A 24,745-nucleotide genomic window follows, 5' to 3' on the forward strand; every position below is an offset into this window, starting at 1 on the left:
CATGGCTCGCCTCAACCTGCTCCTGCTGATCGCCGTGCTGGGCTCGGCGATCTATCTCGTCCATACCCAGTACATGTCGCGCCAGCTCTACACCGAGCTGCACCGTATCGAGCAGGAGGCCCGTCGCCTCGAACTGGACCAGGATCGGCTGCAGGTGGAGAAGCGCGCGCAGGCCACGCCCCTGCGCGTCGAGAAGCTGGCCAAGGACCAGCTCAAGATGCGCACGACCACGCCGGCCATCACGCAGTACGTGCGGCAGGACGGCACCGTGATCCCGGCGGTCGCCGCACCGGCGCCGACGGCGCCGGCACCACGCACGGCTTCGACAAAGGGGGCTCACTGATGCCTCGCAACAGCCGCAGCCGCAGCGTCCAGTACACGACCAGCCCCTTGCTCGCCAGCAAGACGCCGGTCTGGCGCAGCAAGTTCATCGTTGCCGGCATCGCGCTCGGCTTCGGGGTGCTGGCCGCCCGCGCGGCATATGTGCAGGTGATCGGCAACGACTTCTTCCAGCGCCAGGGTGAGGTGCGCTTCACCCGCACGCTGGAGCTGCCGGCCAATCGCGGCCGAATCCTCGATCGCAACGGGCTGCTGTTGGCGTCCAGCGTCGTCGCGCCCAGCATCTGGGCGATTCCGGAAGACGTCGAGCGCGACGACCCGGAGGTCAAGGCCAAGCTCAGGCAGGTCGCGAAGCTGCTCGGCATGCCGCAGAAGGATTTCGACAAGAAGCTGGAAGACGAGGACAAGACCTTCGTCTGGATCAAGCGCCAGGTCGACGAGCCCATCGCCAAGCAGATCGCCGCGCTCAATATCAAGGGCATCTACCAGCGCAAGGAATACAAGCGCCAGTACCCGGAGGGCGAAGCCGCCGCGCACGTGGTGGGCTTCACCAACGTCGAGGACAACGGCCAGGAAGGCATCGAGCTCGCCTTCAACAAGGACCTGGCCGGCAAGGCCGGTTCGCGCCGCGTGATCAAGGACCGTCTCGGCCGCGTCGTCGAGGGCGTGGGCGAACAGGTGCCGCCCGTCGATGGCAAGGACATCCAGCTCAGCGTGGACAGCAAGGTGCAGTTCTTCGCCTACCAGAAGCTGCGCGACGCCGTGACGATGCACAAGGCCAAGGCAGGCAGCGTGGTCGTGCTCGACACGATCACCGGCGAAGTGCTGGCCCTGGCCAACTACCCGAGCTACGTGCCCGACAAGCGGCAGAACCTCACGGGCGAGCAGCTTCGCAACCGGGCGATGACCGACGTCTTCGAGCCCGGCTCGACGATGAAGCCGATCACCGTCGGCATGGCGCTCGAAGCCGGCCGGATCAAGCCGCTGACCGTGATCGACACCGCGCCGGGCCGCTACAGCCTGGGCGGCTTCACCATCAGCGACACCCACAACTACGGTTCGCTGACGGTCGAGGGCGTGATCCAGAAGTCGAGCAACATCGGCGCGCTGAAGATCGCGCAGAAGATGACCCCCCACGAGATGTGGGACACCTACACGGCGCTGGGCTACGGCCAGAAGCCGCAGATCCAGTTCCCGGGTGCGGTCACCGGGCGCCTGCGTCCGTGGAAGGCATGGAAGCCGGTCGAGCAGGCGACCATGGCCTACGGCTATGGCCTGTCGGCTTCGCTGTTCCAGATGGCGCATTCGTACACGGCCTTCGCGCACGACGGCGACGTCATCGCGGCGACTATCCTCAAGAGCAGCGAGCCGGCGGTGGGCGTGAAAGTCTTCTCCGCACAGAACGCACTGGCCGTGCGCAAGATGCTGCAGATGGCAGCCGGACCGGGCGGCACGGGCCCGCTCGCGCAGACCATCGGCTATTCGGTCGGCGGCAAGTCGGGCACCGCCCACAAGCAGGTCGGCAGGGGATATGCCAGCAAGCAATACCGCTCCTGGTTCACGGGCATGGCGCCGATCGACAAGCCGCGCATCATCGTGGCGGTCATGATCGACGAGCCGAGCAACGGCCAGTACTTCGGCGGCCTCGTTGCCGCGCCCGTCTTCAGCGAAGTCGTGCAACAGACGCTGCGCATGATGAACGTGCCGCCCGATCTCGCGGTCAAACCCCTGGTCGTGACCAAGGGTGTGGAAGAGAGCTTCTGATGACGATGACGCTTCGCAGCCCCGACGAAGCCGCACGCTGGCTCCTGACCCGCGTGCGCGGCGCGCTGCATGCCGACAGCCGTGCCGTGGGTGCGGGCGACGGCTTCATCGCCTGGCCCGGTGCCGCGACGGACGGCCGGCACTACGTGGCCGCCGCCCTGGCGCAAGGTGCAGTGGCTTGCCTCGTCGAGGAAGAGGGCAGCGCGGCATTCGGTTTCGAGGGCGAGGCGATCGCCACGTACCCGGGCCTGAAGGCTGCGACGGGACCGATCGCAGCGGCCTACTACGACCAGCCGTCGGCGCAACTCGACGTGCTGGCCGTCACCGGCACCAACGGCAAGACTTCCACCGCCTGGTGGCTGGCGCAGGCCTTGTCGTCGGCGGCGGCGGATTCGGTCGACACGCCTTGCGCCGTCGTGGGCACCCTGGGCGTCGGCGTTCCGCCAGAACTCACCTACACCGGCCTCACCACGCCCGATCCGGTGCTGCTGCAGCGCGAACTTCGCGGCTTCGCGAACCGCCGCTTCCGTGCCTGCGCCGTCGAGGCCTCGTCCATCGGCATCGTGGAGCGCCGGCTCGACGGCACGCGCATCGCCGTCGCGGTGTTCACCAATTTCACGCAGGACCATCTGGACTATCACGGCAGCATGGATGCCTACTGGCAAGCCAAGGCTGAGCTCTTCCGCTGGCCGGGCCTGCGCGCGGCGGTCGTCAACATCGACGACGTGCACGGCGCCTCCCTGGTCGGCAATCTGGTCGAGACCGGCGTCGGCGCGCTCGACATCTGGACCGTGTCGGCCGCAGGCGCCCCTGCGCGCCTCCGGGCAGAGGACATCGGCTACGACGCGCAAGGCCTCCACTTCTCGGTCGTGGAGCAAGGCGCCACGACCCAGCACCTGTCGACCCAGTTGATCGGCCAGTACAACGTCGCCAACCTGCTGGGCGTGCTCGGCACCTTGCGCGCGTTGGGCCTGTCGCTCGAAGATGCGGTGCAGGCATGCACGGGGCTTGACAGCGTGCCCGGCCGCATGGAGCGCCTGAGCGTGCCCGGCCATCCGCTGGCCGTCGTCGACTACGCCCATACGCCGGATGCGCTCGAAAAGGCGCTCGCCGGCCTGCGCCCCCTGGCTCACCAGCGTGGCGGCGCACTGTGGTGCGTGTTCGGCTGCGGCGGCGATCGCGACAACACCAAGCGCCCCATGATGGCTGCGGTGGCGGAGGCGCAAGCCGACCGCGTGGTCGTCACCAGCGACAACCCGCGCAGCGAGAAACCCTCGGCCATCATCAGCCAGATCCTGCTGGGCCTGGCGCGGCCCGAAGCCGCCCAGGTCGAGCCCGATCGCGCGAAGGCGATCGCCGACACGCTCGCGCAGGCCCGGCCTGAAGACGTGGTGCTGCTGGCAGGGCGCGGGCATGAGGCCTGGCAGGAAATCGCGGGCGAGCGCATCGCTTTCTCCGACCGTGCGCACGCCATCGATGCACTCACTCGGAGGAGCGCGGCATGACCGATGCACTCGCACCCGTGCCGATGATGACCCTCGGCAAGGCCCAGGCGTGGATCCCGGGCGCGCGCCTCGTCGGCGACGCCGCCACGCCGATCCTGCGCGTGCACACCGACACGCGTACCCTCGCGGCGGGCGACCTGTTCGTCGCGCTCAAGGGCGAGCGTTTCGATGCCAACGACTTCCTGGCCGATGCGCGCTCGAGCGGCGCGGTGGCCGCTATCGCGCATCGCGGGCTCGAAGCCGCCGGTCTCGCCGGACTCGAGGTGCCGGACACCTTGGTCGCACTCGGCGCGCTGGCGTCCGGCTGGCGCTCCCAGTTCGAACTGCCCTTGATCGCCGTCACCGGCAGCAACGGCAAGACCACCGTGACGCAGATGATCGCGTCGATCCTCCGCACCGCGTGCGGCGAAGGCGCTCTCGCGACCGCGGGCAACTTCAACAACGAGATCGGCGTGCCGCTGACCTTGCTGCGCCTGCGTGCGCGTCACCAGCGTTCCGTGGTCGAGCTGGGCATGAACCATCCGGGCGAGATCGCGCGGCTGGCGGCCATCGCGCGGCCCAATATCGCGCTGGTCAACAACGCGCAGCGCGAGCACCAGGAATTCATGGCGACGGTCGAAGCCGTCGCGCGAGAGAACGCGTCCGTCTTCTCGGCGCTGCCGACCGACGGGACCGCGGTGTTCCCGTACGGCGACGAGTTCACTCCCCTGTGGAACGAGATCGCGCACGAAGGCGCGACCCGCCGCTGCCTGACCTTCGGTGACCATGAGGATGCCGACATCGCGCTGGTGGCCGCCGACTGGCAGCACGGCGCGTGGCGGTTCGAGGCCCGCACGCCTCTGGGCGAGGTGCGCAGCACGCTGCGCATCGCCGGCCGCCACAACGTGGTCAACGCGCTGGCGGCGATCGCTTGTTCGCTGGCGAGTGGCGTATCGCTCGACAAGATCGGCGAGGGGCTGGCTGCATTCGAGCCGGTCAAGGGGCGTTCCAAGGCCAGTGAACTCGCCTTTGCCGGCGGCCGCACGATCACGCTGGTCGACGACACCTACAACGCGAACCCTGATTCCATGCGCGCCGCCATCGACGTGCTCGCCAGCCTGCCCGGTCCGCGCGTACTGGTGCTCGGCGACATGGGAGAAGTCGGCGACCAGGGTCCGCAGTTCCATGCCGAAGTCGGTGCCTGGGCGCGAGAGCGCGGTATCGAGACCGTTTTCGCGCTCGGCAAGGAATCGGTGCACAGCATCGCCGCCTTTGCGGGCGCGACCGACGCCGATGCCCGCCACTTCGACGAGATCGATGCCCTCAATGCGGCCGTGCTCGCGCAATTGCCGAGCACTGCGAGCGTGCTGGTCAAGGGATCGCGCTTCATGCAGATGGAGCGGGTGGTCCAGGCCATTGCCGCTGCCTCACAACAACAAGACAAGGAGGCCGGTCATGCCGCATGAGCCGCGCCCATTCACGCCATGCTGATGACCCTCGCCCAATGGCTGCAGACGGTCTCGCCGGAGTTCGGTTTCCTGCGCGTCTTTCAATACCTGACCTTCCGCGCGCTAATGGCGTCGCTGACCGCGCTGCTGCTCGGTCTCGCCGCCGGGCCTTATGTGATCCGCCGCCTCACCGCGCTCAAGATCGGCCAGCAGGTGCGCAGCTACGGCATGGAGACCCACCTGACGAAGAGCGGCACGCCGACCATGGGCGGCGTGCTGGTGCTCTTCTCGATCGCCTTCTCGACGCTGCTGTGGTTCGACCTTTCGAACCGCTTCGTCTGGATCGTGCTGTGGGTCACGCTTGGCTTCGGCGCGATCGGCTGGGTCGATGACTGGCGCAAGGTGGTTCGCAAGGACCCCGAAGGCATGCGCTCGCGCGAGAAGTATTTCTGGCAATCGGTGGTTGGGCTGGTGGCGGGCTTCTATCTGCTCTTCAGCATTTCCGAGAGCTCCAACTGGCGCGTGCTCGAACTCTTCTTCACCTGGGTCCGCTCGGGCTTCGACCTGGACTTTCCGCCCAAGATCAACCTGCTGGTGCCCTTCTTCAAGGAGGTGAGCTACCCGCTGGGCGGCATCGGCTTCGTGATCCTGACTTACCTGGTGATCGTCGGCGCGAGCAATGCGGTGAACCTCACCGACGGGCTGGACGGCCTGGCGATCATGCCGGTCGTGATGGTCGGCTCCGCCCTTGGCGTCTTTGCGTACGTCACGGGCAGCGCGGTGTATTCGCGCTACCTGCTCTTCCCTCACATCCCGGGCTCGGGCGAACTGCTGGTGTTCTGCTCGGCCATGGCCGGCGCGGGCCTCGCGTTCCTGTGGTTCAACACGCATCCGGCACAGGTGTTCATGGGCGACGTGGGCGCGCTCGCGCTCGGCGGCGCGCTCGGAACCATCGCCGTCATCGTGCGGCAGGAGATCGTGTTCTTCGTGATGGGCGGCATCTTCGTGGTCGAGGCGATCTCGGTGATGGCGCAGGTCACGTACTTCAAGTACACCAAGAAGCGCTTCGGCGAAGGACGGCGCGTGCTGAAGATGGCACCGCTGCACCACCACTTCGAGAAGAGCGGCTGGCGCGAGACGCAGGTCGTCGTGCGCTTCTGGATCATCACGATGCTGCTCTGCCTCGTGGGCCTTTCCACCTTGAAGCTGCGCTAAGACGATGCGGCATCTCAAAGACCTCCACGTTCTCATCCTGGGCCTCGGCGCGTCCGGGCTGGCCATGGCGCGCTGGTGCGCGCGCCATGGCGCGAAGGTCACGGTGGCCGACACGCGCGAAGCGCCGCCGCAACTCGCATCGCTGCGCGAGGAACTGCCTGATGCGGAATTCGCCGGAGGCCCGTTCTCCGCAGCGCTGGTGGAAGGCACTTCGATTCGCGCCGTGTTCCGGTCGCCGGGCCTGTCTCCGGCATCGGTAGCTGCCGTGGTCCATGCGGCCAAGGCGGTGGGCCTGCCGGTCGGTGGCGAACTGGATCTGTTTGCGCGCGCGCTAGCGGACCTGCGCATCGTCGAAGTCGCCGAGGCGCCCGAAACCGTCGATGCGGCACAGGACGTCGATGCAGCTGCGGAGCAGCCGCCGCTGCCGGAGGATTCGACCGGGGCGTTGCCGACGGAAACGTCGGAGACGCCGATCCCGGATGCCGCCGATGCCGTGGAGGCCGCGGAGGCCGTCGCGGCGCCCGACGAAGACGACGATTCCTTCGCGCCGCTGCCCGAAGTCATCATCCCGCCGCCGGAGCCCAAGGGCTATACGCCGGCGGTGCTGGCGATCACCGGCACCAACGGCAAGACCACGGTCACTGCGCTCACGGGCCAGCTGGTGGAGCGCGCCGGCAAGACGGTCGCGGTCGCCGGCAACATCGGTCCCACCTTGCTCGACACGCTGTCGGCTCGCATGGACGCCGAGACGCTGCCCGACGTCTGGGTGCTGGAGCTGTCCAGCTTCCAGCTCGACGGCGTCGAAGGCTTCGAGCCGACAGCGGCCACCGTGCTGAACCTGTCGCAGGACCACCTCGACTGGCACGGCGACATGGCCGCCTATGCGGCGGCCAAGGCACGCGTCTTCGGCAAGAAGGCCACGATGGTGCTCAATCGCGACGACGACGCGGTCATGGCCATGCGGCCCGCGCCGGCCAAGCTGCCCAAGGGCCAGGTCGCGCGTACCGTCATCACCTTCGGCGCGGACATGCCGAAGCGCCCCGGCGACTACGGCATCGAGCGCCTCCACGGCATGGCCTGGCTGGTCCGCGCGTTGGAAGCCGACGAGACGCAGAAGCGCAAGCGCGGCGCCGCCGCCGAAGAGGAAGAGATCTTCTTCCAGCGCCTGATGCCCGCCAACGCCTTGCGCATCCGCGGCCGACACAACGCGCTCAATGCGCTGGCGGCGCTGGCGCTCGCCACCGCGGCGGGCTGCCAGCTCGCGCCGATGCTCTATGGCCTGCGCGAGTACCGCGGCGAGCCGCACCGGGTCGATCCGGTTGCCGTGGTGGACGAGGTCGAGTACTTCGACGACAGCAAGGGCACCAACGTCGGCGCGACGGTCGCGGCGCTGATCGGGCTCGGCGAGGAGCGCCGGGTCGTCGTGATCCTCGGCGGCGAGGGCAAGGGCCAGGACTTCGCGCCGCTGGCCGCACCGGTTCGCCAGTACGCGCGCGCCGTCGTGCTCATCGGCCGCGATGCACCGCTGATCGAGGCCGCACTTGCATCCACCGGCATTTCGATGCAGTCCGCCGCGTCCTTGCCCGAAGCCGTGACCATGGCTGCCGGCCGCGCGCAGCCTGGCGATGCCGTGCTGCTGTCGCCGGCCTGCGCGAGCTTCGACATGTTCAAGGACTACGCCCACCGCGCCGCCGTGTTCTGCGAGGCCGTCGAGGCGCTGGTCGATTCGCCGCGCGACGACGGCACGGGGGAGGCCGCATGACCGCGTCCACTGCTGCCACCCCGAACAAGACCGGCCGCTTCAGCGGCTGGTTCAGCCGCGCAAAGAGTGGCATCGACGCGCTGCCCATGCACCTGCCCGTGCGCCTCGGCAACGCCGGGATGACGCAAACAAAGGCCGCGCCCGTGCGCGTGCTCGGCTTCGACCAGGCGCTGGTCTGGGTCACCGTCGCGCTCCTGGCGTGGGGGATGGTGATGGTGTATTCCGCCTCCATCGCGCTGCCCGACAACCCGCGCTTCGCGCGCGCCGGCTACAGCCCCACCTTCTTCCTCACGCGGCACGCGGCTTCGCTCGTGATCGCCTTCGTGGCGGGCCTGCTGACCTTCCAGGTTCCGATGAAGACGTGGGAGCGCATTGCGCCCTGGCTCTTCGTCGCTTCGCTGCTGCTGCTGGTGGCGGTGCTCATTCCGCACATCGGCATCAACGTCAACGGCGCACGCCGCTGGCTGCCGCTGGGCTTCATGCGCTTCCAGCCCTCGGAGCTGGCCAAGCTCGCGATGATCTTCTATGCCGCCAGCTACATGGTGCGGAAGATGGAGATCAAGGAGCGCTTCTTCCGCGCCGTGCTGCCGATGGGCGTGGCGGTCGTGGTGGTCGGCATGCTCGTGATGGCCGAGCCCGACATGGGCGCCTTCATGGTGATCGCGGTCATCGCGATGGGCATCCTCTTCCTGGGCGGCGTCAACGCCCGCATGTTCTTCGTGATCGCCACGCTGGTGGTCGTCGCCTTCGGCACCATCGTGGCGACGAGCCCGTGGCGGCGCGAGCGGATCTTTGCTTACCTCGATCCCTGGAGCGAGGAGCACGCGCTCGGCAAGGGCTACCAGCTCTCGCATTCGCTGATCGCGATCGGGCGCGGCGAGGTCTTCGGCGTCGGCCTCGGCGGCAGCGTCGAAAAACTGCACTGGCTGCCCGAGGCGCACACCGACTTCCTGCTGGCGGTGATCGGCGAGGAGTTCGGCCTGATCGGCGTGCTGCTCGCCATCGCCATGTTCCTCTGGCTCACGCGGCGTGTCATGCACATCGGCCGCCAGGCGATCGCGCTCGACCGGGTGTTCTCCGGCCTGGTGGCGCAGGGGGTCGGCATCTGGATCGGCTTCCAGACCTTCATCAACATGGGCGTGAACCTCGGCGCGCTGCCGACCAAGGGGCTGACCTTGCCGCTGATGAGCTTCGGCGGTTCGGCCATCCTGATGAACGTGGTGGCGCTCGCCGTCGTGCTGCGCATCGACTACGAAAACCGCGTTCTCATGCGCGGAGGTCGCGTATGACCCGGACCGCGCTTGTCATGGCCGGCGGCACCGGTGGGCACATCTTCCCTGGCCTCGCCGTGGCCGAGGCGCTGCGCGAGCGCGGCTGGCGCGTCCACTGGCTCGGGGCGCCCGGCAGCATGGAGCAGCAGCTTGTGCCGCCGCGCGGCTTTGCCTTCGAGCCGGTGCAGTTCGGCGGCGTGCGCGGCAAGGGGCCGATCACGCTGGCGCTGCTGCCCATGCGTCTGCTGCGCGCCTTCTGGCAAAGCATTGGTGTCGTGCGCCGCGTGCGGCCCGACGTCGTGGTCGGCCTGGGCGGCTACATCACCTTTCCGGGCGGCATGATGAGCGTGCTGCTCGGCAAGCCGCTGGTGCTGCACGAGCAGAACTCGGTGGCGGGCCTCGTCAACAAGGTGCTCGCGGGCGTGGCCGATCGGGTCTTCACCGCATTTCCCAACGTGCTCAAGAAGGGGCAGTGGGTCGGCAATCCGCTGCGCGCCGCCTTCACTTCGCAGCCCGACCCGGCGACACGCTTTGCGAACCGTACCGGGCCGCTGCAGTTGCTCGTGGTCGGCGGCAGTCTCGGTGCGAAGGCACTCAATGCCGTGGTCCCGAAGGCACTGGCCCTGATCGCGCCGGCGCAACGTCCCCGCGTCACGCATCAGAGCGGCGCCAAGCAGATCGACGAGCTCCGGGCCAACTACGAGGCCGCCGGCGTCGAAGGCGAATTGACGCCCTTCATCGAAGACACCGCTCGCGCGTACGCAGATGCCGACCTGATCGTCGCGCGCGCCGGTGCGAGCACCGTCACCGAAATCGCGGCCGTCGGCGCAGCAGCGCTGTTCGTGCCTTTCCCATCCGCTGTGGACGACCACCAGACCACCAACGCCCGCTTCCTTGTCGACGCGGGCGGCGGCTGGCTCGTTCAACAGACTGAACTCACACCTGAATTGTTGGCTGATTTGCTACAGAAGACCGGGCGCCCTGCGCTCACTGAACGGGCCGCGAAGGCCAAGACGATGCAGAAGACCGAGGCGGTAGACGCCGTGGTCCGCGCCTGCGAAGAACTCGCCCACGGAGGCCGCTCATGAAGCACGCGATCCGTCACATCCATTTCGTCGGCGTCGGCGGCTCGGGCATGAGCGGCATCGCCGAAGTGCTGCTCAATCTCGGCTACAAGATCTCGGGCTCGGACCTTGCCGACAGCGCGACGCTGCGGCGCCTGGCCGGCCTGGGCATCACGACTTGCGTGGGCCATGACGCGGCGAACATCGCCGGCGCGGATGCCGTCGTCACCTCGACCGCCGTGCAGTCCGACAACCCCGAAGTGGTCGCCGCGCGCGAGAAGCGCATCCCCGTGGTGCCGCGCGCCCTGATGTTGGCGGAGCTGATGCGCCTCAAGCAGGGCATCGCGATCGCCGGCACGCATGGCAAGACCACCACGACAAGCCTGGTCGCGAGCGTGCTCGCGGCCGCCGGGCTCGATCCGACCTTCGTGATCGGCGGCCGCCTCAACAGCGCGGGTGCCAATGCGCAGCTCGGCAGCGGCGACTACATCGTGGTCGAGGCCGACGAGTCGGACGCCTCGTTCCTGAACCTGCTGCCGGTGATGGCGGTGGTCACGAACATCGACGCCGACCACATGGAGACCTACGGGCACGATTTCGCGAAGCTCAAGAAGGCCTTCGTCGACTTCCTGCATCGCATGCCGTTCTACGGCGTCGCGATCCTGTGCACCGACGACCCCGCCGTGCGCGAGATCGTGACGGAAGTGTCGTGCCCGGTGACGAGCTACGGCTTCGGCGAGGACGCCCAGGTGCGCGCGGTCAATGTGCGCGCCGTCGGCTCGCAGATGCACTTCACCGCGCAGCGCCGCAACGGCGTGACGCTGCCGGACCTGGACATCGTGCTGAACCTGCCGGGCGAGCACAACGTGCGCAATGCGCTGTCGGTGATCGCGGTGGCGGTCGAGTTGGGCGTGCCCGACGAAGCGGTGCAGCGCGGCCTCGCCGACTTCAAGGGCGTGGGCCGGCGCTTCCAGCGCTACGGCGAAGTCCCGTCGCACGACGCGGGCAGCTTCACGCTGATCGACGACTACGGCCATCACCCGGTCGAGATGGCGGCCACCATCGCCGCTGCGCGCGGGGCTTTCCCGGGCCGGCGCCTGATGCTCGCTTTCCAGCCGCATCGCTTCACGCGCACGCGGGACTGCTTCGAGGACTTCGTCAAGGTCATCGGGCAGGCCGATGCGGTGCTGCTGGGCGAGGTCTACGCGGCCGGCGAGGCGCCGATCGTGGCGGCGGACGGCCGCTCGCTGGCGCGCGCCTTGCGCGTGGCGGGCAAGGTCGAGCCCGTCTTCGTCGACGAGATCGCCGCGATGCCGCAGGCGATCCTGGACAACGCGCGCGAGGGCGACGTCGTGATCTGCATGGGAGCGGGCTCGATCGGCGCCGTGCCCGCGAAAGTGGTTGAACTGGGCGGCCCGGTGCCCCCGAAATCAGAGCGCCTGACGCGCGAAGGGAGGGCGCTGTGAGCCTCGTGGATTCCAAGGGCTTCGGAAAGGTCGCCGTCCTTTTTGGCGGCAGCTCGGCCGAACGCGAGATTTCCATCATGTCCGGCACGGGCGTGCTCGAGGCGCTGCGCTCGCGCGGCGTGGATGCGCATGCCTTCGACCCGGCCGAGCGCGAGCTGAGCGATCTCAAGCGCGAGGGTTTCGCGCGCTGCTTCGTCGTGCTGCACGGCCGGCATGGCGAAGACGGCACGGTGCAGGGCGCACTCGAACTGCTCGGCATTCCGTACACCGGTTCCGGTGTCATGGCGTCGAGCGTGGCGATGGACAAGGTCATGACCAAGCGCATCTGGCACGCCGACGGCCTGCCGACGCCGCGCTACGTACGGCTGGCTTTCGACCAGCAAAGCCGCGAGCAGATCAATGCCGTCCCCGACGTGCTGGGCCTGCCGCTCATCGTGAAGCCGCCGCGCGAGGGCTCGTCCATCGGCGTGACCAAGGTCCTGGGCTACTCGCAGATGCAGGACGCCGTCTCGCTGGCGGTCCGCTACGACGCCGACGTGCTCTGCGAGGAGTTCATCGAGGGCGAGGAAGTCACCTGTGCCGTGCTGGGCAGCGGGCTGGACGCCGTCGCGCTGCCGGTGGTGCGCATCGCCGCACCCGAAGGCGCCTACGACTACCAGAACAAGTACTTCACCCACGACGTGAAGTACCACTGCCCGAGCGGCCTGCCGGCCGACGAGGAGCATGAGATCCGCCGCATCACTCTGGCCGCCTACCACCAGCTCGGCTGCCGCGGCTGGGGCCGCGCCGACCTGATGATCCGCGCCAGCGACCGCAAGCCTTTCCTGCTGGAGATGAACACCTCGCCGGGCATGACATCGCACTCGCTCGTGCCCATGTCGGCGCGCGCCGCAGGCATCGGCTATGAAGACCTGTGCCTGCGCGTGCTCGCCACCGCGACGCTGGATTCCGGCTCCGAACCCAAAGAGGCCAGTCCGTGAGCGACAGCATCCCCGTGCCCTTCGACGTCAAGCTGATGAACGTGACCGCGACGCTGGTGTTCGCGCTGTTCGCGTGCACGCTGCTGGCGGCGGGCGCATGGTGGGTGCTGCGCCAACCGTTCTTTCCGCTCGCCGGCATCAAGGTCGACGGCGAGGTCACCCACAACAACGTCGTCACCTTGCGCGCCAACGTTGCGCCGCAACTGGCGGGCAACTTCTTCACGGTCGACCTGGCGCGTGCGCGCACCGCATTCGAGTCGGTGCCCTGGGTGCGCAAGGCGGTCGTGCGACGCGAGTTCCCGAACAAGCTGCGCGCAACGCTGACCGAGCACGTGCCGGTTGCGCATTGGGGCGACGAAGCCGGCTCGAAGCTCATCAATGGCTACGGCGAAGTCTTCGAGGCCAATGTGGCGGAGGTGGACGACCGCTTGCCGCGCCTTGACGGGCCGCCCGAACAGGCGGGCCAGGTGCTGGGGATGTACCGGGTGCTGGCGCCGCTGTTCCAGCCTTACGACCTGTCGATCGAGCAGTTGAGCCTGTCGAGCCGCGGCAGCTGGCGCGCGCTTCTCGATTCGGGCGCCGTCATCGAACTGGGGCGGGGGCAGGGCGACGAGGTCGCCGCCCGCACGCAGCGTTTCCTGAAGACCGTGACGCCGGTGGCGAGCCAGTACGGGCGCACGGTCGCAGCGGTCGAGGGTGCCGACTTGCGGCACAACGAGGGTTACGCGCTGCGGCTGCGCGGCGTCACCACGGTCGTTCCCGACCCCAAGAAGAAATAGCGATTAGAGGAAGATTCATGTCCAAAGAGTACAAAGATCTCGTTGTCGGCCTCGACATCGGCACCGCCAAGGTGATGGCGGTGGTAGCCGAGGTGCAGTCGAACGGCGAGCTCAAGCTGGCCGGTCTCGGCATCGCCCCGAGCAACGGGCTCAAGCGCGGCGTTGTGGTGAACATCGACGCCACGGTGCAGAGCATCCAGCAGGCGCTCAAGGAAGCCGAGCTGATGGCCGACTGCAAGATCAGCCGCGTCTACACCGGCATCACGGGCAGCCACATCCGCGGCATCAATTCGAGCGGCATGGTCGCGGTGAAGGACCGGGAGGTCACGCCGGCCGATGTCGCCCGCGTGGTGGAGACGGCGCGCGCGATCAACATCTCCAGCGACCAGCGCCTGCTGCTGGTCGAGCCGCAGGAATTCGTGATCGACGGCCAGGACGTGAAGGAGCCGATCGGCATGAGCGGCATGCGCCTGGAAGCCAAGGTGCACATCGTCACCGGCGCGCAGAGCGCGGCCGAGAACATCATCAAGTGCGTGCGCCGCTGCGGGCTGGAGGTTGACCAGCTCATGCTGAATCCGCTGGCGTCGAGCCAGGCGGTGCTGACCGAGGACGAGCGCGAGCTCGGCGTGGTGCTGGTCGACATCGGCGCCGGCACGACGGACGTGGCGATCTTCACCAACGGCGCCATCCGCCACACGGCCGTGATCCCGATCGCCGGCGACCTGATCACCAGCGACATCGCAATGGCGCTGCGCACGCCGACCAAGGACGCCGAGGACATCAAGGTCGAGAACGGCTATGCGAAGCAATTGCTGGCCGACCCGGATACGCAGGTCGAAGTGCCCGGCCTCGGTGATCGCGGCCCGCGCATGCTGAGCAAGCAGGCGCTGGCCGGCGTGATCGAGCCGCGCATCGAGGAGATCTTCTCGCTCGTGCAGCAGGTGATCCGCGAGTCGGGTTACGAAGAAGTGCTGTCCTCGGGCGTGGTGCTCACCGGCGGCAGCGCCGTGATGCCGGGCATGGTCGAGCTGGGCGAGGACATCTTCCTGAAGCCCGTGCGCCGCGGCATCCCCAAGTATTCGAGCGCGCTGTCGGACATGGTGGCGCAGCCGCGCGCTGCCACCGTCATGGGCCTGCTCGAGGAAGCGCGCTACGCGCGCCTGCGCGGCTTCAAGGTGGCCCAGAAGAACGGTTCCGTGAAGACGGCTTTCGGCCGCTTCAAGGACTTCATCGTGGGGAATTTCTGATGACCTCCAGGCTTTCCCGCTGCGTGCGGCCTCCCACCCCTTTGCAGGGGGCAAAGCCAGAGGACCGGCCGAGCCTGTTCCGCGGCGTTCCTGGCAGGGAGGCGACGCGATGAATTCATTTCCTCTTTGGCTGGCGCGAGCCGGTCCACCTCGTCACTTCAACGAGCGATGGCGAAGGACTGGTCCACCCCCATGAGCGCTCTCGGTTCCAACAACAACTTATTCGCAAACAAACGGCAACTGCAAATTCAAGGAGTCAGAAAAATGGCTATCGAAATGATCGAGATCGAAGAGTTCAATCAAGGTACGCAGATCAAGGTGATCGGCGTCGGCGGCGGCGGCGGCAACGCGGTCGCCCACATGATGGAGCGTGGCGTCCAGGGTGTGCAGTTCGTCTGCGCCAACACCGATGCGCAGGCCCTGTCGCGCAGCAATGCGCACAAGACCATCCAGCTCGGTACCAATGGGCTCGGCGCCGGCAGCAAGCCGGAGAAGGGCCGTGACGCCGCAGAGGCCGCGATCGACGACATCCGCGAGTCGATTGCCGGCGCGCACATGCTGTTCATCACGGCCGGCATGGGCGGCGGCACGGGCACCGGCGCCGCACCGGTGATCGCGCGTGTCGCGAAGGAAATGGGCATCCTGACGGTGGGCGTGGTGACCAAGCCCTTCGACTGGGAAGGCGGCCGCCGCATGACCAATGCCGACGCCGGCCTGGCCGAGCTCGAAGCCAACGTCGACTCGCTGATCGTCGTGCTCAACGAGAAGCTGCTCGACGTGTTGGGCGAGGACGTCACCCAGGACGAGGCCTTCGCGCATGCCAACGACGTGCTCAAGAACGCCGTGGGCGGCATCTCGGAAATCATCAACGAGTACGGCGGCGTGAACGTCGACTTCGAAGACGTTCGCACCGTGATGGGCGAACCCGGCAAGGCCATGATGGGCACGGCGGCCGCCAGCGGCCCGGATCGCGCGCGCATCGCCGCCGAGCAGGCCGTGGCCTGCCCGCTGCTCGAAGGCATCGACCTGTCGGGCGCGAAGGGCGTGCTGGTGCTGGTGACGGCGTCGAAGTCCTCGCTCAAGCTGAGCGAATCGAAGCTCGCGATGAACACCATCCGCGCCTACGCCTCACCGGACGCGCACGTGATCTACGGCGCCGCCTACGACGACAACCTCGGCGACGAGATGCGCGTCACCGTGGTCGCGACCGGCCTCTCGCGCCAGGACGCACGCCGCCAGGCACCGACGCTCGAAGTGATCCGCACCGGCACCGACAACATCCCGTTCAACGTGCCGACCCTCGGCAGCGCGAGCGGACACGGGCACGCGAGCAGCCAGCCCAACTACGACGGCATGGCCGTGCCCAGCGTGTGGCGTACCAACCGCACCATGGCCGCGGCCAAGGTGGATGCGCTGTCGTCGGGCGGCATGGACGATTTCGAGATCCCCGCCTTCCTGCGCCGCCAGGCCGATTGACGGGATCAAGGTGGAAGCTATTGCGGGCATAGCGAGGCGGGCGGTGCGCCGGACGCCTCGCGCTTCTAAAATCGCGCCCGTGCTTCCACAAAGAACCCTCAAATCCATCACCCGTGCGGTAGGCGTCGGCCTGCACAGCGGGCAGCGCGTGGAACTCACGCTCCGCCCGGCGCCGGTGAACCACGGCATCGTGTTCCGCCGCGTGGACTTGCCCGAGCCCGTCGAGATCCCGATGACGGCCGAGGCCGTCACCGACACCCGGCTCGCCTCGACCGTGTCGTCGGGCGGCGCCAAGGTGCAGACCGTCGAGCACCTGATGTCGGCCTGCGCGGGTCTCGGCATCGACAACCTGCAGATCGACATCACGGCCGACGAGGTGCCTATCCTCGACGGGTCCGCGTCGTCCTTCGTGTTCCTGTTGCAAAGCGCGGGCATCGAACTCCAGAGCGCGCCACGCCGTTTCATCCGCGTGACCCGACCGGTCGAGGTGCGCGAAGGCGAGGGCGCCGATGCCAAGTGGGCCCGGCTCGACCCGTACCACGGCTTCAAGCTCAGCTTCGAGATCGATTTCGACCATCGCGTCGTCAACTCGACCGGCCAGCGTGTCGAGTTCGACCTCGGCAGCGGCTCCTACAGCCGCGACATCGCGCGCGCGCGCACCTTCGGCTTCACGAAGGAAGTCGAATACATGCGGTCGAAGGGCCTGGCGCTGGGCGGCGGGCTCGACAACGCGATCGTGATGGACGACACCAAGGTGCTCAATGCGGGCGGGTTGCGCTACGACGACGAGTTCGTCAAGCACAAGATCCTCGACGCGATGGGCGACCTCTACGTGATCGGGCAGCCCCTGCTGGCCGCCTACAGCGCCTTCCGCTCGGGCCATGCGCTCAACAACAAGCTGCTGCGCGAGCTGCTCGCGCACGACGACGCCCACGAGATCGTGACCTTCGACGACGAGAAGCGTGCACCAGCCGGTTTCGCCGAGGTCGCGCGCGCCTGGTAGCTCTCCCTCTCCGATGCTGATCTTCCGGTGGGCTATCCTGTTGCTGCTGCTCGTGGCCGGGGTGTCTTTCGCGTTCTATGCCGGGACCGGGCAGCTCAAGTACCGGCGGTTCGGCTGGATCGTGCTCAAGTGGACGTTGCTGGCTGCCTTCGGCTTCTTCGCGGTGCTCATTGCCGAGCGGGCCTTCTAGCTGGCTAGCTAGCGCGTCCGCCCCTGCCTGTACATCCCGCTGATGCTGCGCCCCAGTGCCGTGGCTTGCCCGAGCCGCGCCATCGAGCTGCCGACGTGGGCATGCGTGATCGCGATGCCGAGCGCGTCGGCGGCATCGCTGCCCGGCAAGCCGGGAAGCTGGAGGAGCCGCTTGACCATCTCCTGCACCTGCGCCTTGGCGGCTCCGCCATGGCCTGCCACGGCCTGCTTCATCTGCAGGGCGGTGTATTCGGCCACCGTGAGGTTGCTGGTGACCAGCGCGGTGATGCAGGCGCCTCGCGCCTGGCCCAGGAGCAGCGTGGATTGAGGATTGACGTTGACGAACACGATCTCCACCGCCGCCGCATCCGGCTTGTAGCGCTCGGCAATTTCCCCGATGCCGTCGAAGAGCACCTTGAGCCGCGCCGGCAGTTCGCCGCGTGCCAGGTGCCTGGTGCTGATGGTGCCGCTGGCGACGTAGCGCAGCGCATGGCCGTCCATGTCGACCACGCCGAAGCCGGTCGTCTGCAGTCCGGGGTCGATGCCGAGGATGCGCATCAGCGGCTCACACGTCGAAGTACCAGCGCACTGCGTGGAAGAACACCGGCGCTGCAAAACAAAGCGCATCGACGCGGTCCAGCAGGCCGTTGGCGCCGGTCACGCCGACACCGCGCCGGCCCCAGTTGGGGATGCCGCGGTCGCGCTTAAGCGCCTTCATCACCAGATGGCCCATCGAGCCCGCCACGCAGGCGATCAACGACATCGCGAGCGCCTGGCCGAACTTGAAGGGAGTGATGAAGGAAAGGAGCGCGCCGAACACGCTCGCAATCGCCATGCCCAGCGCCCAGCTCGTCCAGTTGAAGCTGCGGCTCACGTTCGGAGCGAAGGGCGGCTGCATGAAAAGGCGGTACCTCGCCTGAGCCAGCCAGCCGCTAGGCGGCTCCGGAGGCGGAGCGCCTTCGACCGGCATCGTCTTGCGTCGCGACACCAGGTGCTGAACCAGCATGCAGGTCTGCACCACGAACACCAGGTAGAAGATCAGGAACGCGTTCTTGCCTTGATAGCCCGGAAAGGAGAGCAGCAGAAGCGCCGGCACGTGGCTCATGCCATAGACGCAGACCATGATCCCCCATTGCAGCTTGGCGTTGCGCTCGAGGAAGTGGCTCGGGTCGTCGGCCAGCGCGCTCACGACCGGAATCGCGAGGAAGACGTAGACCGGGATGAACACCGTGAACAGGTCGAAGTGCGCCGTTGCCACCAGCCAGAACTGGATCGGCAGCACGACGAAGAAGGCCAGGATCAGGCTTCGATGGTCGCCGCGCCGCGTCGGCGACATCGAGATGAATTCGCGCAGCGCGAAGAATGCAATGAGCGCGAAGAGCAATGTCGCGACCTTCTCGCCCAGCGCCCAGCCGACCCAGAACACGATCACCATCACCCAGGTCGTGCGCAGCAGCGAGCGGAAATGAAGCAGCTCGCGTTGCCAGATCTCGTCGTGCACCGGGTTGCGGCGCTCCCTGAAGCTCAGCAGGAAGGCCACCGTGCTCACGACAAAGAGCAGCCCGAACACGATGAAGAACAGCGCTGCGACCTGATGGGTCGATGAAAGATTGCGGAGGTATTGGTTCATCTAGACCTCGCGCAGCGCGACGACCGCCTCGCGAGCCCGATCGAGAAAGGGACGGCGCTCTTCGCCTTCTTCCAGGCGGATCGGCGCGCCGAAAGTGACCGAGCAGAGGATTGGAACGGGCACCACCTCGCCCTTGGGCATCACGCGCTGGACGTTGTCGATCCAGGCCGGTACGAGCACCACCTCGGGGAACATCTGTGCGAGCGTGAAGAGGCCCGACTTGAACTTCTGCGGCATGCCCGTGTGCCCGCGCGTGCCCTCGGGAAAGATGATGATCGAGTCGCCGCTTTGCAGGGCCTCGATCAGGGGCTGCAGCGGGGCGAGTGCCTCCAGGCTGCCGGGCGTCGCGGCCGGTACGGGTTCCGCGGCTCGCTGCGACAGCGGCAGCTCGACCTGGGACGTCCAGGGCTCGACGGGCTCCGGGTCCGGCGGCGGGACGTCGTCGAATGACGGTTCGATACGCACGACCGGAGGTGGCTCGGGCGGCGCTGGGGGCACCACCGGCGCGCCGCCGCCGCGCTCGACATAGATCGCGTTGAAGACCTCGGTCGTGATCCAGCGCTTGAAGGGCGTGTTGGCCCAGTAGTCGCGCGCGGCGATCGGGCGCGTGATGCTGCGCAACTCCTCGGGGAGGGCGGCCCAGATCATGACGAGGTCGAGATGGCTTTGGTGATTGGCGAAATAGATGCGCTGTTCGGCCTTGGGCGGGCAGCCCCACCATCGCGCCTGGGCGCCGGTGAGCAACCGGATCAAGGCCAGCAATCCCCACCCTGTGAACTTTGCGAGCATGGCGGCGATGATAGAGAGATATCGCGCGCTTTCAGACGTGCGTGTTTGCGCCGTGTCTGGGCGGACGCAATAATCAGCAAAAAATGCAGGGAGTGAATTCGTGGTCAAAAAAGCAAAAGCGGCATCGGCCGTGGGCTTGTTGCTGGCCGCCCTTGTCACGGGCGTGTTTCTTTCGGGCTATCTGGTTCTGCTGTTCCTCGGTTTGCACGACGTGCCGATCGGTTGGGACACTTACTGGCGCTATGCGAGCGCACTCGATCTTGCTCAGGTTGCTCCGTTTGCGACCAAGATCAAATTGGCAGGCGGTCTAGGATTCGGGTTGCCGGTCTTGCTCTGGCTCGCCCTGACTTTCGCGCTGTTCAAACCGCGCCAGCAATCCATCCATGGCGATGCGCGATTCGCGACGCGCGCGGACCTGAAAAAAGCCGGACTCCTCGACGACTCGCCCGAGGGCATCGTCATCGGCCGTTTTGGTCGTGACCTCCTGCGCTTGGGCGGCACGCAACACGTGATCATGACCGCGCCTACGCGAACGGGCAAAACCACGGGCGTTGCCATACCTGTGCTGCTTACCTATGGGCATTCCATCGTTGCAATGGACCTCAAAGGCGAGCTCTATCAACTCACAAGTGGTTGGCGGGCGCGACAGGGGCAGAAGATTCGCGTGTTTGCGCCGTACGACGAAGCGGGTCGCACGCACCGCTTCAACCCCTTTCAGATGATGTCGGGCGATCCGCGCATTCGAATCAGCGAGATCCAGACCATCGGTGCCATCCTCTATCCCGACGCGCCCCACAAGGATCCCTTCTGGACGAACCAAAGTCGAACTGCATTCTTTGCCTTTGCTTCGTACCTGTTCGAGCACTGGGACCATATGGTCCGGCAACTTGTCGATCAGGTGGCGGCTCCCGAACTCACCCTCGACCCCAACACCGATCCGCGATTCCCCAGCTTCGAGCGCATCTACAAACTTTCTGCCGGCTCCGGCGGAAAGGACACGAAGGCACTGATTCAGCACATCCTCCAGGGAAGCGAACATGCCTTTACCAGCGAGGTCACGCGCACTGCCTTTCGTAGCGTGGTGTCGCTGGCAGAGCAAACCTTCTCGTCGGTCATCGGCTCGATGCAGGAGCCGCTGCAGCAATTCCTCAGTCCCATCCTGGCCGCAGCCACCAATGCCAGCGACTTCAACGTCGCGACACTGCGCAAGGAGCCCACCACGATCTACGTCGTGATTCCTCCCGACAAACTGGGCGAGGCAAGCAAGCTGCTCAACATCTTCTTTTCTACCGTGGTCGGACAGAACCTGAGAGTCACCCCTCAGGAAGACAAATTGATCAAGAACCAGTTGCTCTTGCTGTTGGACGAGTTCACGGCCATGGGGCGGGTGGACGTGCTGTCCAAGCGAATCTCGCTCACTGCCGGCTATTGGGTGCGCGACCTCTCGATCATCCAGAGTCTTTCGCAACTGGATTCGACCTATGGAGCCGACGAGGCGCGTACGTACATCACCAACCATGCGGCGAGCATCGTGTTCACCCCTCGTGAGCAGCGTGATGCGGAGGAGTATTCCAGGCAACTCGGCGATACCACCGTGCGCCGCCGCAATCGCACGGTGGGCCAGGGCGGGACGAGCTATTCCCACACCGAGGAGCGTCGCGCGCTGATGCTCCCGCAAGAGTTAAAGGCACTTGGGACCGAGGAAGAACTGATCTTTTTAGAGGGCTGCCCACCCATCAGGTGCTCGAAGATCCGCTACTTCAAGGACCCGCTCTTCAAGAAGCGAGTGCTGCCGAAAGTGGAGATTGAACCCGCTGAGCAAAGCCAAGGGTAGTCCATGGGCACGCGGTTCGCACGCGTGCTTCAAGCAGGCTGGCCAACCGCTACCGGATGAGAAGCCCGGGCTGCCGGTGAACGTCGAGCATCCGATGGTGAAGAAGCTGGAAAGGGGCGGGTCAATCCGCTTTTGGTCTGATACGTAACCTTGCCGCTTGATCAGGGGCCTGTTGAGGTAAAGCCGCGTCTTCTTCGGCGCGGACTCATCTTTCTGGCCCTCTTCAAGATCGTTCTGCCACCGTTCCAGAACTTGCCTCTGGAATGCCAGAGCACTCTCATTTTCAATAGCAAGCCGCCGGAATCGATTCCGGTGGCTATTTTTTTTGCGGACAGTAGGCGGATTGCGCCGTTGACCGTGGAGGATGAAGCCGTCAGTCAACGCAGTGTGTATTTTTTTGGAACAGTACTTATGGATGCTGACTCTATGGCGAAGCAGCTGTTTCTCTGATAGGAGGCAATGAAATATGAAAATAGTTATAAGAATATCGCACTGGCTGCAAATTTCATTCTTGCTAGTGATGCTAGTTGGGCTGTCGGCCTGTGCAATAGAACCAAAACAGGCATTTCATCGATTTTCTTTCGATGGAAAGTCTGACAAATGGGGTAAGGAAATAGATTTGCTGGAATACAGCTATGGAGATCAATATCACATGGTAAGAGATAGAGTGCCACTCGATAAGGATCGGCTTGGGCCGCAATCCAGTGTTAATGGACTGATGCCTGTCGGAGAATTTTTATATGTGAAATGGCGCATCAAGAGTACGGGCGAAGTCATTGAAGATCGAGTCGATTTACGCAATCTTCTGCCAGCAAGGATGGATGATCACGGAGTTCTTTTTGTGATCGACGGCAGTCAGTTGTACGTTTATCTAGTCACCCCAAAAGCAAAGGGGCAGTACGACTTGCCAATTCTGAAAACCACAGAATCCCGGTATCTTGTGACTTACGAAATTTATCCAGTTAATACTTTTAGACAATGATTTAAATCAACAGGGATCCTCAAAAATGGGAACATCAATCGCAGGATATCTGTCGCCCGCTGAAGTCGCAGAGCTCGAGGCAATACGAAGCCGTCTACTGCCGGAAAGCTCGGGCGTTGCAACCAAAAAGTTTCTTTTCTTTGCAGCTTTTGACGGTACCAACAATGACAAAAATAACTTGCAACTGTCTGGACAGCCGTACCAGACCAACGTGGCTAACCTCTACGATCAGGCGAAGGTGAACGAGAGCGAAAATTTCCGGACGGCGTACTACGCAGGAGTTGGCACTGGCGGCACTAACGGCAACTGGATCAATGCCGGGGTTTTGCCGACGAGCGCCGTTCGTCGGGCGGCTGAGGTGGCGCTCGAGGAATTTGCAAGACGAGCCTCTGACTATTTAGTAGCCACCCCCACCGCCACCTACGCCGATCTCTCCGTCGCCGCGACCGGCTTCAGCCGTGGCACCGGCACCGCGGTGATGTTCGCCAAGCTCCTGCACGAGCGAGGCCTCGTGCTGCCAGACGGTACGGTGGTCGCCCCACCGGGCTCCATCCCCATCACCGGCATGGTGCTCTTCGATCCCGTGCACACCTTCATCCAGGAAGACCTCTCGCTGCCCCCGAATGTCGTGGGCCAGGTCCTCGTGTTCGCAGCGAAGGACGAACTGCGCAGCGAGTTCAGGCTCGCCGACTACCGCCACGATCCGCGCGTTCGGGTGGTCGAGATCGCCGGCAACCACTCCGGCATCGGCGGCAGCTACGACCTGCACGGCACCGGGGCCGTTTCGCTGGAGGGCGCCACCGCGTTCCTTCAGAACAGTGACGTGCCCTTGGCCAATGTGCCGCCCGAGCGCCGCTTCGATCCCAGCCGGCCCGTTCCCCGCTACACCGAGGTTCATCAGGTCGCGCGCAACGGTGATCTGCTGACCGACGAACAGGGCCGGCCTCTGCCCGCGTGGCGCGAACTGCCGTCGCGCGGCATGGCCCCTCTCCGCTCATCCGTGCATGCGCCGCACGATGCCGGGCGTGGTCCCGGCCGGGAGCCGTTTCCGGCCTACGATGGCGACACCGGGCTGAGCCGCCAGCGCGATGTGCCGATTCCCATCCGGCAGCGACACAGTGCCATTTCCGTGCCCGCACTGGATGACCCGCGCGATCCCCATCATCGCCTCCATGCGTTGTACGACTCACTGAAAAGCGCCATCCCCGATGCACCCGAGTCGCGGCTGGTGCAGTTCACGGCGGCCTGTCACCTGAAGGGCATCACGGCCGAGAACATGGGGAAAATCCGCATGCTCGAGAAGGCCGAGCAAGTCTGGTTCGAACGGACGTGGCCGCCGGGTCCGTTCGCCAAGGTGGACCTGAATGCGCCGATGCCCACACCACAGCAGTCCATGCAGCAAGTGCAGGCCTTCGATCAGCAGCAGGCGATCCAGCAGACTGAATACCAGGCCCAGCGGGCGCAGGTCGAGCGGCAGCGACGGCTCGTGATGGGAGGGCCGATGCCATGAGTCGCATGTTCGAGCAGCCGAAAGCCGGCGAACGGCTGATGGTGCATCGCTATCCCGACATGGCTGGCGGTATCCCCGTGTTCCTTGAGCCGCTGGACTCGGACGAGATCATGGAGGCGGCTCGGGAGTACGTGCGAATAGTCATCGTGCTGGATGGTGAGCAGCCTTTGGGGCGACGTTGGGTGGCTAGTACGGCTGAAGTATTCAAGATGATGAAAGGCAACACCGCGTCGTTCGGCGACGACCCGTACTTCTACGCCTGCCCGGATCTGAATTTGTCAGACCATGAAGTTCAGTACCTGGTGTACAGGCAAGGCGGTCCAAATGCTGAATCTCGCTGGAAGTCGGCGGTGACGATGCTGCGCCAGTGGTGTGCCGAAGGAACTCCCCGCCATCTTCTGGCCCGAATTGAGCCGCGCTATTTCGATGGGGGATCGGCGGTACTTCGCTTGACCGATCAGAACAGCTGACACCTCGATGGGCGCTGCCGGTCCGAGCGGTGCCCGTCTGCGT

General features: G+C 65.8%; 23 protein-coding genes. 20 read left to right on the forward strand and 3 right to left on the reverse strand.

Features of this window, described 5'->3' with window-relative positions; genetic code table 11:
- The first annotated feature begins 1 nt into the window (after position 1).
- The 15 genes from ftsL to QTH97_RS10080 all read left to right on the forward strand — a co-directional run bounded on the left by ftsL (position 2) and on the right by QTH97_RS10080 (position 17,488).
- Positions 2-343 (forward strand): cell division protein FtsL, encoded by a 342-nt coding sequence (gene ftsL, locus QTH97_RS10010; protein WP_286567988.1) that lies wholly within the window; start codon positions 2-4, stop codon positions 341-343.
- A complete protein-coding gene (locus QTH97_RS10015) occupies positions 343-2,103 on the forward strand; it encodes a peptidoglycan D,D-transpeptidase FtsI family protein (protein ID WP_286567989.1) in 1,761 nt (586 codons plus the stop codon). Before ftsL ends, QTH97_RS10015 begins: the two co-directional genes overlap by 1 nt.
- Entirely contained in the window at positions 2,103-3,608 is a 1,506-nt protein-coding gene (locus tag QTH97_RS10020; RefSeq protein ID WP_444813412.1) for a UDP-N-acetylmuramoyl-L-alanyl-D-glutamate--2,6-diaminopimelate ligase, read from the forward strand. Before QTH97_RS10015 ends, QTH97_RS10020 begins: the two co-directional genes overlap by 1 nt.
- Positions 3,605-5,053: a UDP-N-acetylmuramoyl-tripeptide--D-alanyl-D-alanine ligase gene (locus QTH97_RS10025; protein ID WP_286567990.1), complete on the forward strand. Its 1,449-nt coding sequence runs from the start codon at positions 3,605-3,607 to the stop codon at positions 5,051-5,053. The genes QTH97_RS10020 and QTH97_RS10025 overlap by 4 nt, the downstream gene beginning before the upstream one ends.
- Before the next feature lie 18 nt (positions 5,054-5,071).
- A complete protein-coding gene (gene mraY, locus QTH97_RS10030) occupies positions 5,072-6,250 on the forward strand; it encodes a phospho-N-acetylmuramoyl-pentapeptide-transferase (RefSeq protein ID WP_286567991.1) in 1,179 nt (392 codons plus the stop codon).
- 4 nt (positions 6,251-6,254) lie between these two features.
- Complete coding sequence (murD, locus tag QTH97_RS10035) at positions 6,255-8,012, forward strand: UDP-N-acetylmuramoyl-L-alanine--D-glutamate ligase (protein WP_286567992.1); 1,758 nt, start codon at positions 6,255-6,257, stop codon at positions 8,010-8,012.
- Positions 8,009-9,301 carry a putative lipid II flippase FtsW gene (gene ftsW / locus QTH97_RS10040; RefSeq protein ID WP_444813413.1) on the forward strand — a complete coding sequence of 431 codons (1,293 nt, stop codon included), beginning with the start codon at positions 8,009-8,011 and terminating at the stop codon, positions 9,299-9,301. Before murD ends, ftsW begins: the two co-directional genes overlap by 4 nt.
- Positions 9,298-10,371 carry an undecaprenyldiphospho-muramoylpentapeptide beta-N-acetylglucosaminyltransferase gene (gene murG / locus QTH97_RS10045; protein ID WP_286567993.1) on the forward strand — a complete coding sequence of 358 codons (1,074 nt, stop codon included), beginning with the start codon at positions 9,298-9,300 and terminating at the stop codon, positions 10,369-10,371. Before ftsW ends, murG begins: the two co-directional genes overlap by 4 nt.
- Positions 10,368-11,813 (forward strand): UDP-N-acetylmuramate--L-alanine ligase, encoded by a 1,446-nt coding sequence (gene murC, locus QTH97_RS10050; RefSeq protein WP_286567994.1) that lies wholly within the window; start codon positions 10,368-10,370, stop codon positions 11,811-11,813. The genes murG and murC overlap by 4 nt, the downstream gene beginning before the upstream one ends.
- Positions 11,810-12,793, forward strand: a complete 984-nt coding sequence (locus QTH97_RS10055) for a D-alanine--D-alanine ligase (protein WP_286567995.1) — start codon at positions 11,810-11,812, stop codon at positions 12,791-12,793. The genes murC and QTH97_RS10055 overlap by 4 nt, the downstream gene beginning before the upstream one ends.
- The gene (locus QTH97_RS10060; protein ID WP_286567996.1) at positions 12,790-13,572 is read left to right on the forward strand and encodes a cell division protein FtsQ/DivIB; all 783 of its coding nucleotides are present in this window, start codon (positions 12,790-12,792) and stop codon (positions 13,570-13,572) included. Before QTH97_RS10055 ends, QTH97_RS10060 begins: the two co-directional genes overlap by 4 nt.
- A gap of 17 nt (positions 13,573-13,589) precedes the next feature.
- The gene (gene ftsA, locus QTH97_RS10065) at positions 13,590-14,819 is read left to right on the forward strand and encodes a cell division protein FtsA (RefSeq protein ID WP_286567997.1); all 1,230 of its coding nucleotides are present in this window, start codon (positions 13,590-13,592) and stop codon (positions 14,817-14,819) included.
- 264 nt (positions 14,820-15,083) lie between these two features.
- On the forward strand, positions 15,084-16,295 hold the full coding sequence (ftsZ, locus tag QTH97_RS10070) for a cell division protein FtsZ (protein ID WP_286567998.1): 1,212 nt from the start codon (positions 15,084-15,086) through the stop codon (positions 16,293-16,295).
- A 79-nt stretch (positions 16,296-16,374) separates the two neighbouring features.
- Positions 16,375-17,298 (forward strand): UDP-3-O-acyl-N-acetylglucosamine deacetylase, encoded by a 924-nt coding sequence (gene lpxC, locus QTH97_RS10075; protein WP_286567999.1) that lies wholly within the window; start codon positions 16,375-16,377, stop codon positions 17,296-17,298.
- Positions 17,299-17,311: 13 nt separating this feature from the next.
- Positions 17,312-17,488, forward strand: coding sequence for a hypothetical protein (locus tag QTH97_RS10080; protein WP_286568000.1), 177 nt, complete (start codon positions 17,312-17,314; stop codon positions 17,486-17,488).
- An 8-nt stretch (positions 17,489-17,496) separates the two neighbouring features.
- Here QTH97_RS10080 and ruvC read toward each other — a convergent pair whose 3' ends face one another.
- From ruvC to QTH97_RS10095, 3 genes are read right to left on the reverse strand one after another with little or no spacing between them, the layout of a single operon-like run.
- The gene (gene ruvC / locus QTH97_RS10085) at positions 17,497-18,045 is read right to left on the reverse strand and encodes a crossover junction endodeoxyribonuclease RuvC (protein ID WP_286568001.1); all 549 of its coding nucleotides are present in this window, start codon (positions 18,043-18,045) and stop codon (positions 17,497-17,499) included.
- 7 nt (positions 18,046-18,052) lie between these two features.
- Positions 18,053-19,117, reverse strand: a complete 1,065-nt coding sequence (locus QTH97_RS10090; protein ID WP_286568002.1) for a phosphatidate cytidylyltransferase — start codon at positions 19,115-19,117, stop codon at positions 18,053-18,055.
- Positions 19,118-19,906 (reverse strand): lysophospholipid acyltransferase family protein, encoded by a 789-nt coding sequence (locus QTH97_RS10095; protein WP_286568003.1) that lies wholly within the window; start codon positions 19,904-19,906, stop codon positions 19,118-19,120.
- Between the two features lie 100 nt (positions 19,907-20,006).
- On the opposite strand from QTH97_RS10095, the gene QTH97_RS10100 reads away from it, so the two are divergent.
- The 5 genes from QTH97_RS10100 (at position 20,007) to QTH97_RS10120 (ending at position 24,702) form a co-directional block, all read left to right on the forward strand.
- Positions 20,007-21,740: a type IV secretory system conjugative DNA transfer family protein gene (locus tag QTH97_RS10100; RefSeq protein WP_286568004.1), complete on the forward strand. Its 1,734-nt coding sequence runs from the start codon at positions 20,007-20,009 to the stop codon at positions 21,738-21,740.
- A 150-nt stretch (positions 21,741-21,890) separates the two neighbouring features.
- The gene (locus QTH97_RS10105) at positions 21,891-22,190 is read left to right on the forward strand and encodes a hypothetical protein (RefSeq protein ID WP_286568005.1); all 300 of its coding nucleotides are present in this window, start codon (positions 21,891-21,893) and stop codon (positions 22,188-22,190) included.
- A 16-nt stretch (positions 22,191-22,206) separates the two neighbouring features.
- Complete coding sequence (locus tag QTH97_RS10110) at positions 22,207-22,722, forward strand: hypothetical protein (protein ID WP_286568006.1); 516 nt, start codon at positions 22,207-22,209, stop codon at positions 22,720-22,722.
- A 25-nt stretch (positions 22,723-22,747) separates the two neighbouring features.
- Positions 22,748-24,232, forward strand: a complete 1,485-nt coding sequence (locus tag QTH97_RS10115; protein WP_286568007.1) for a phospholipase effector Tle1 domain-containing protein — start codon at positions 22,748-22,750, stop codon at positions 24,230-24,232.
- Positions 24,229-24,702, forward strand: coding sequence for a hypothetical protein (locus tag QTH97_RS10120; RefSeq protein WP_286568008.1), 474 nt, complete (start codon positions 24,229-24,231; stop codon positions 24,700-24,702). Before QTH97_RS10115 ends, QTH97_RS10120 begins: the two co-directional genes overlap by 4 nt.
- Positions 24,703-24,745: the final 43 nt, after the last annotated feature.

Source organism: Variovorax gracilis (assembly GCF_030317115.1).
Classification (GTDB): domain Bacteria; phylum Pseudomonadota; class Gammaproteobacteria; order Burkholderiales; family Burkholderiaceae_C; genus Variovorax; species Variovorax gracilis.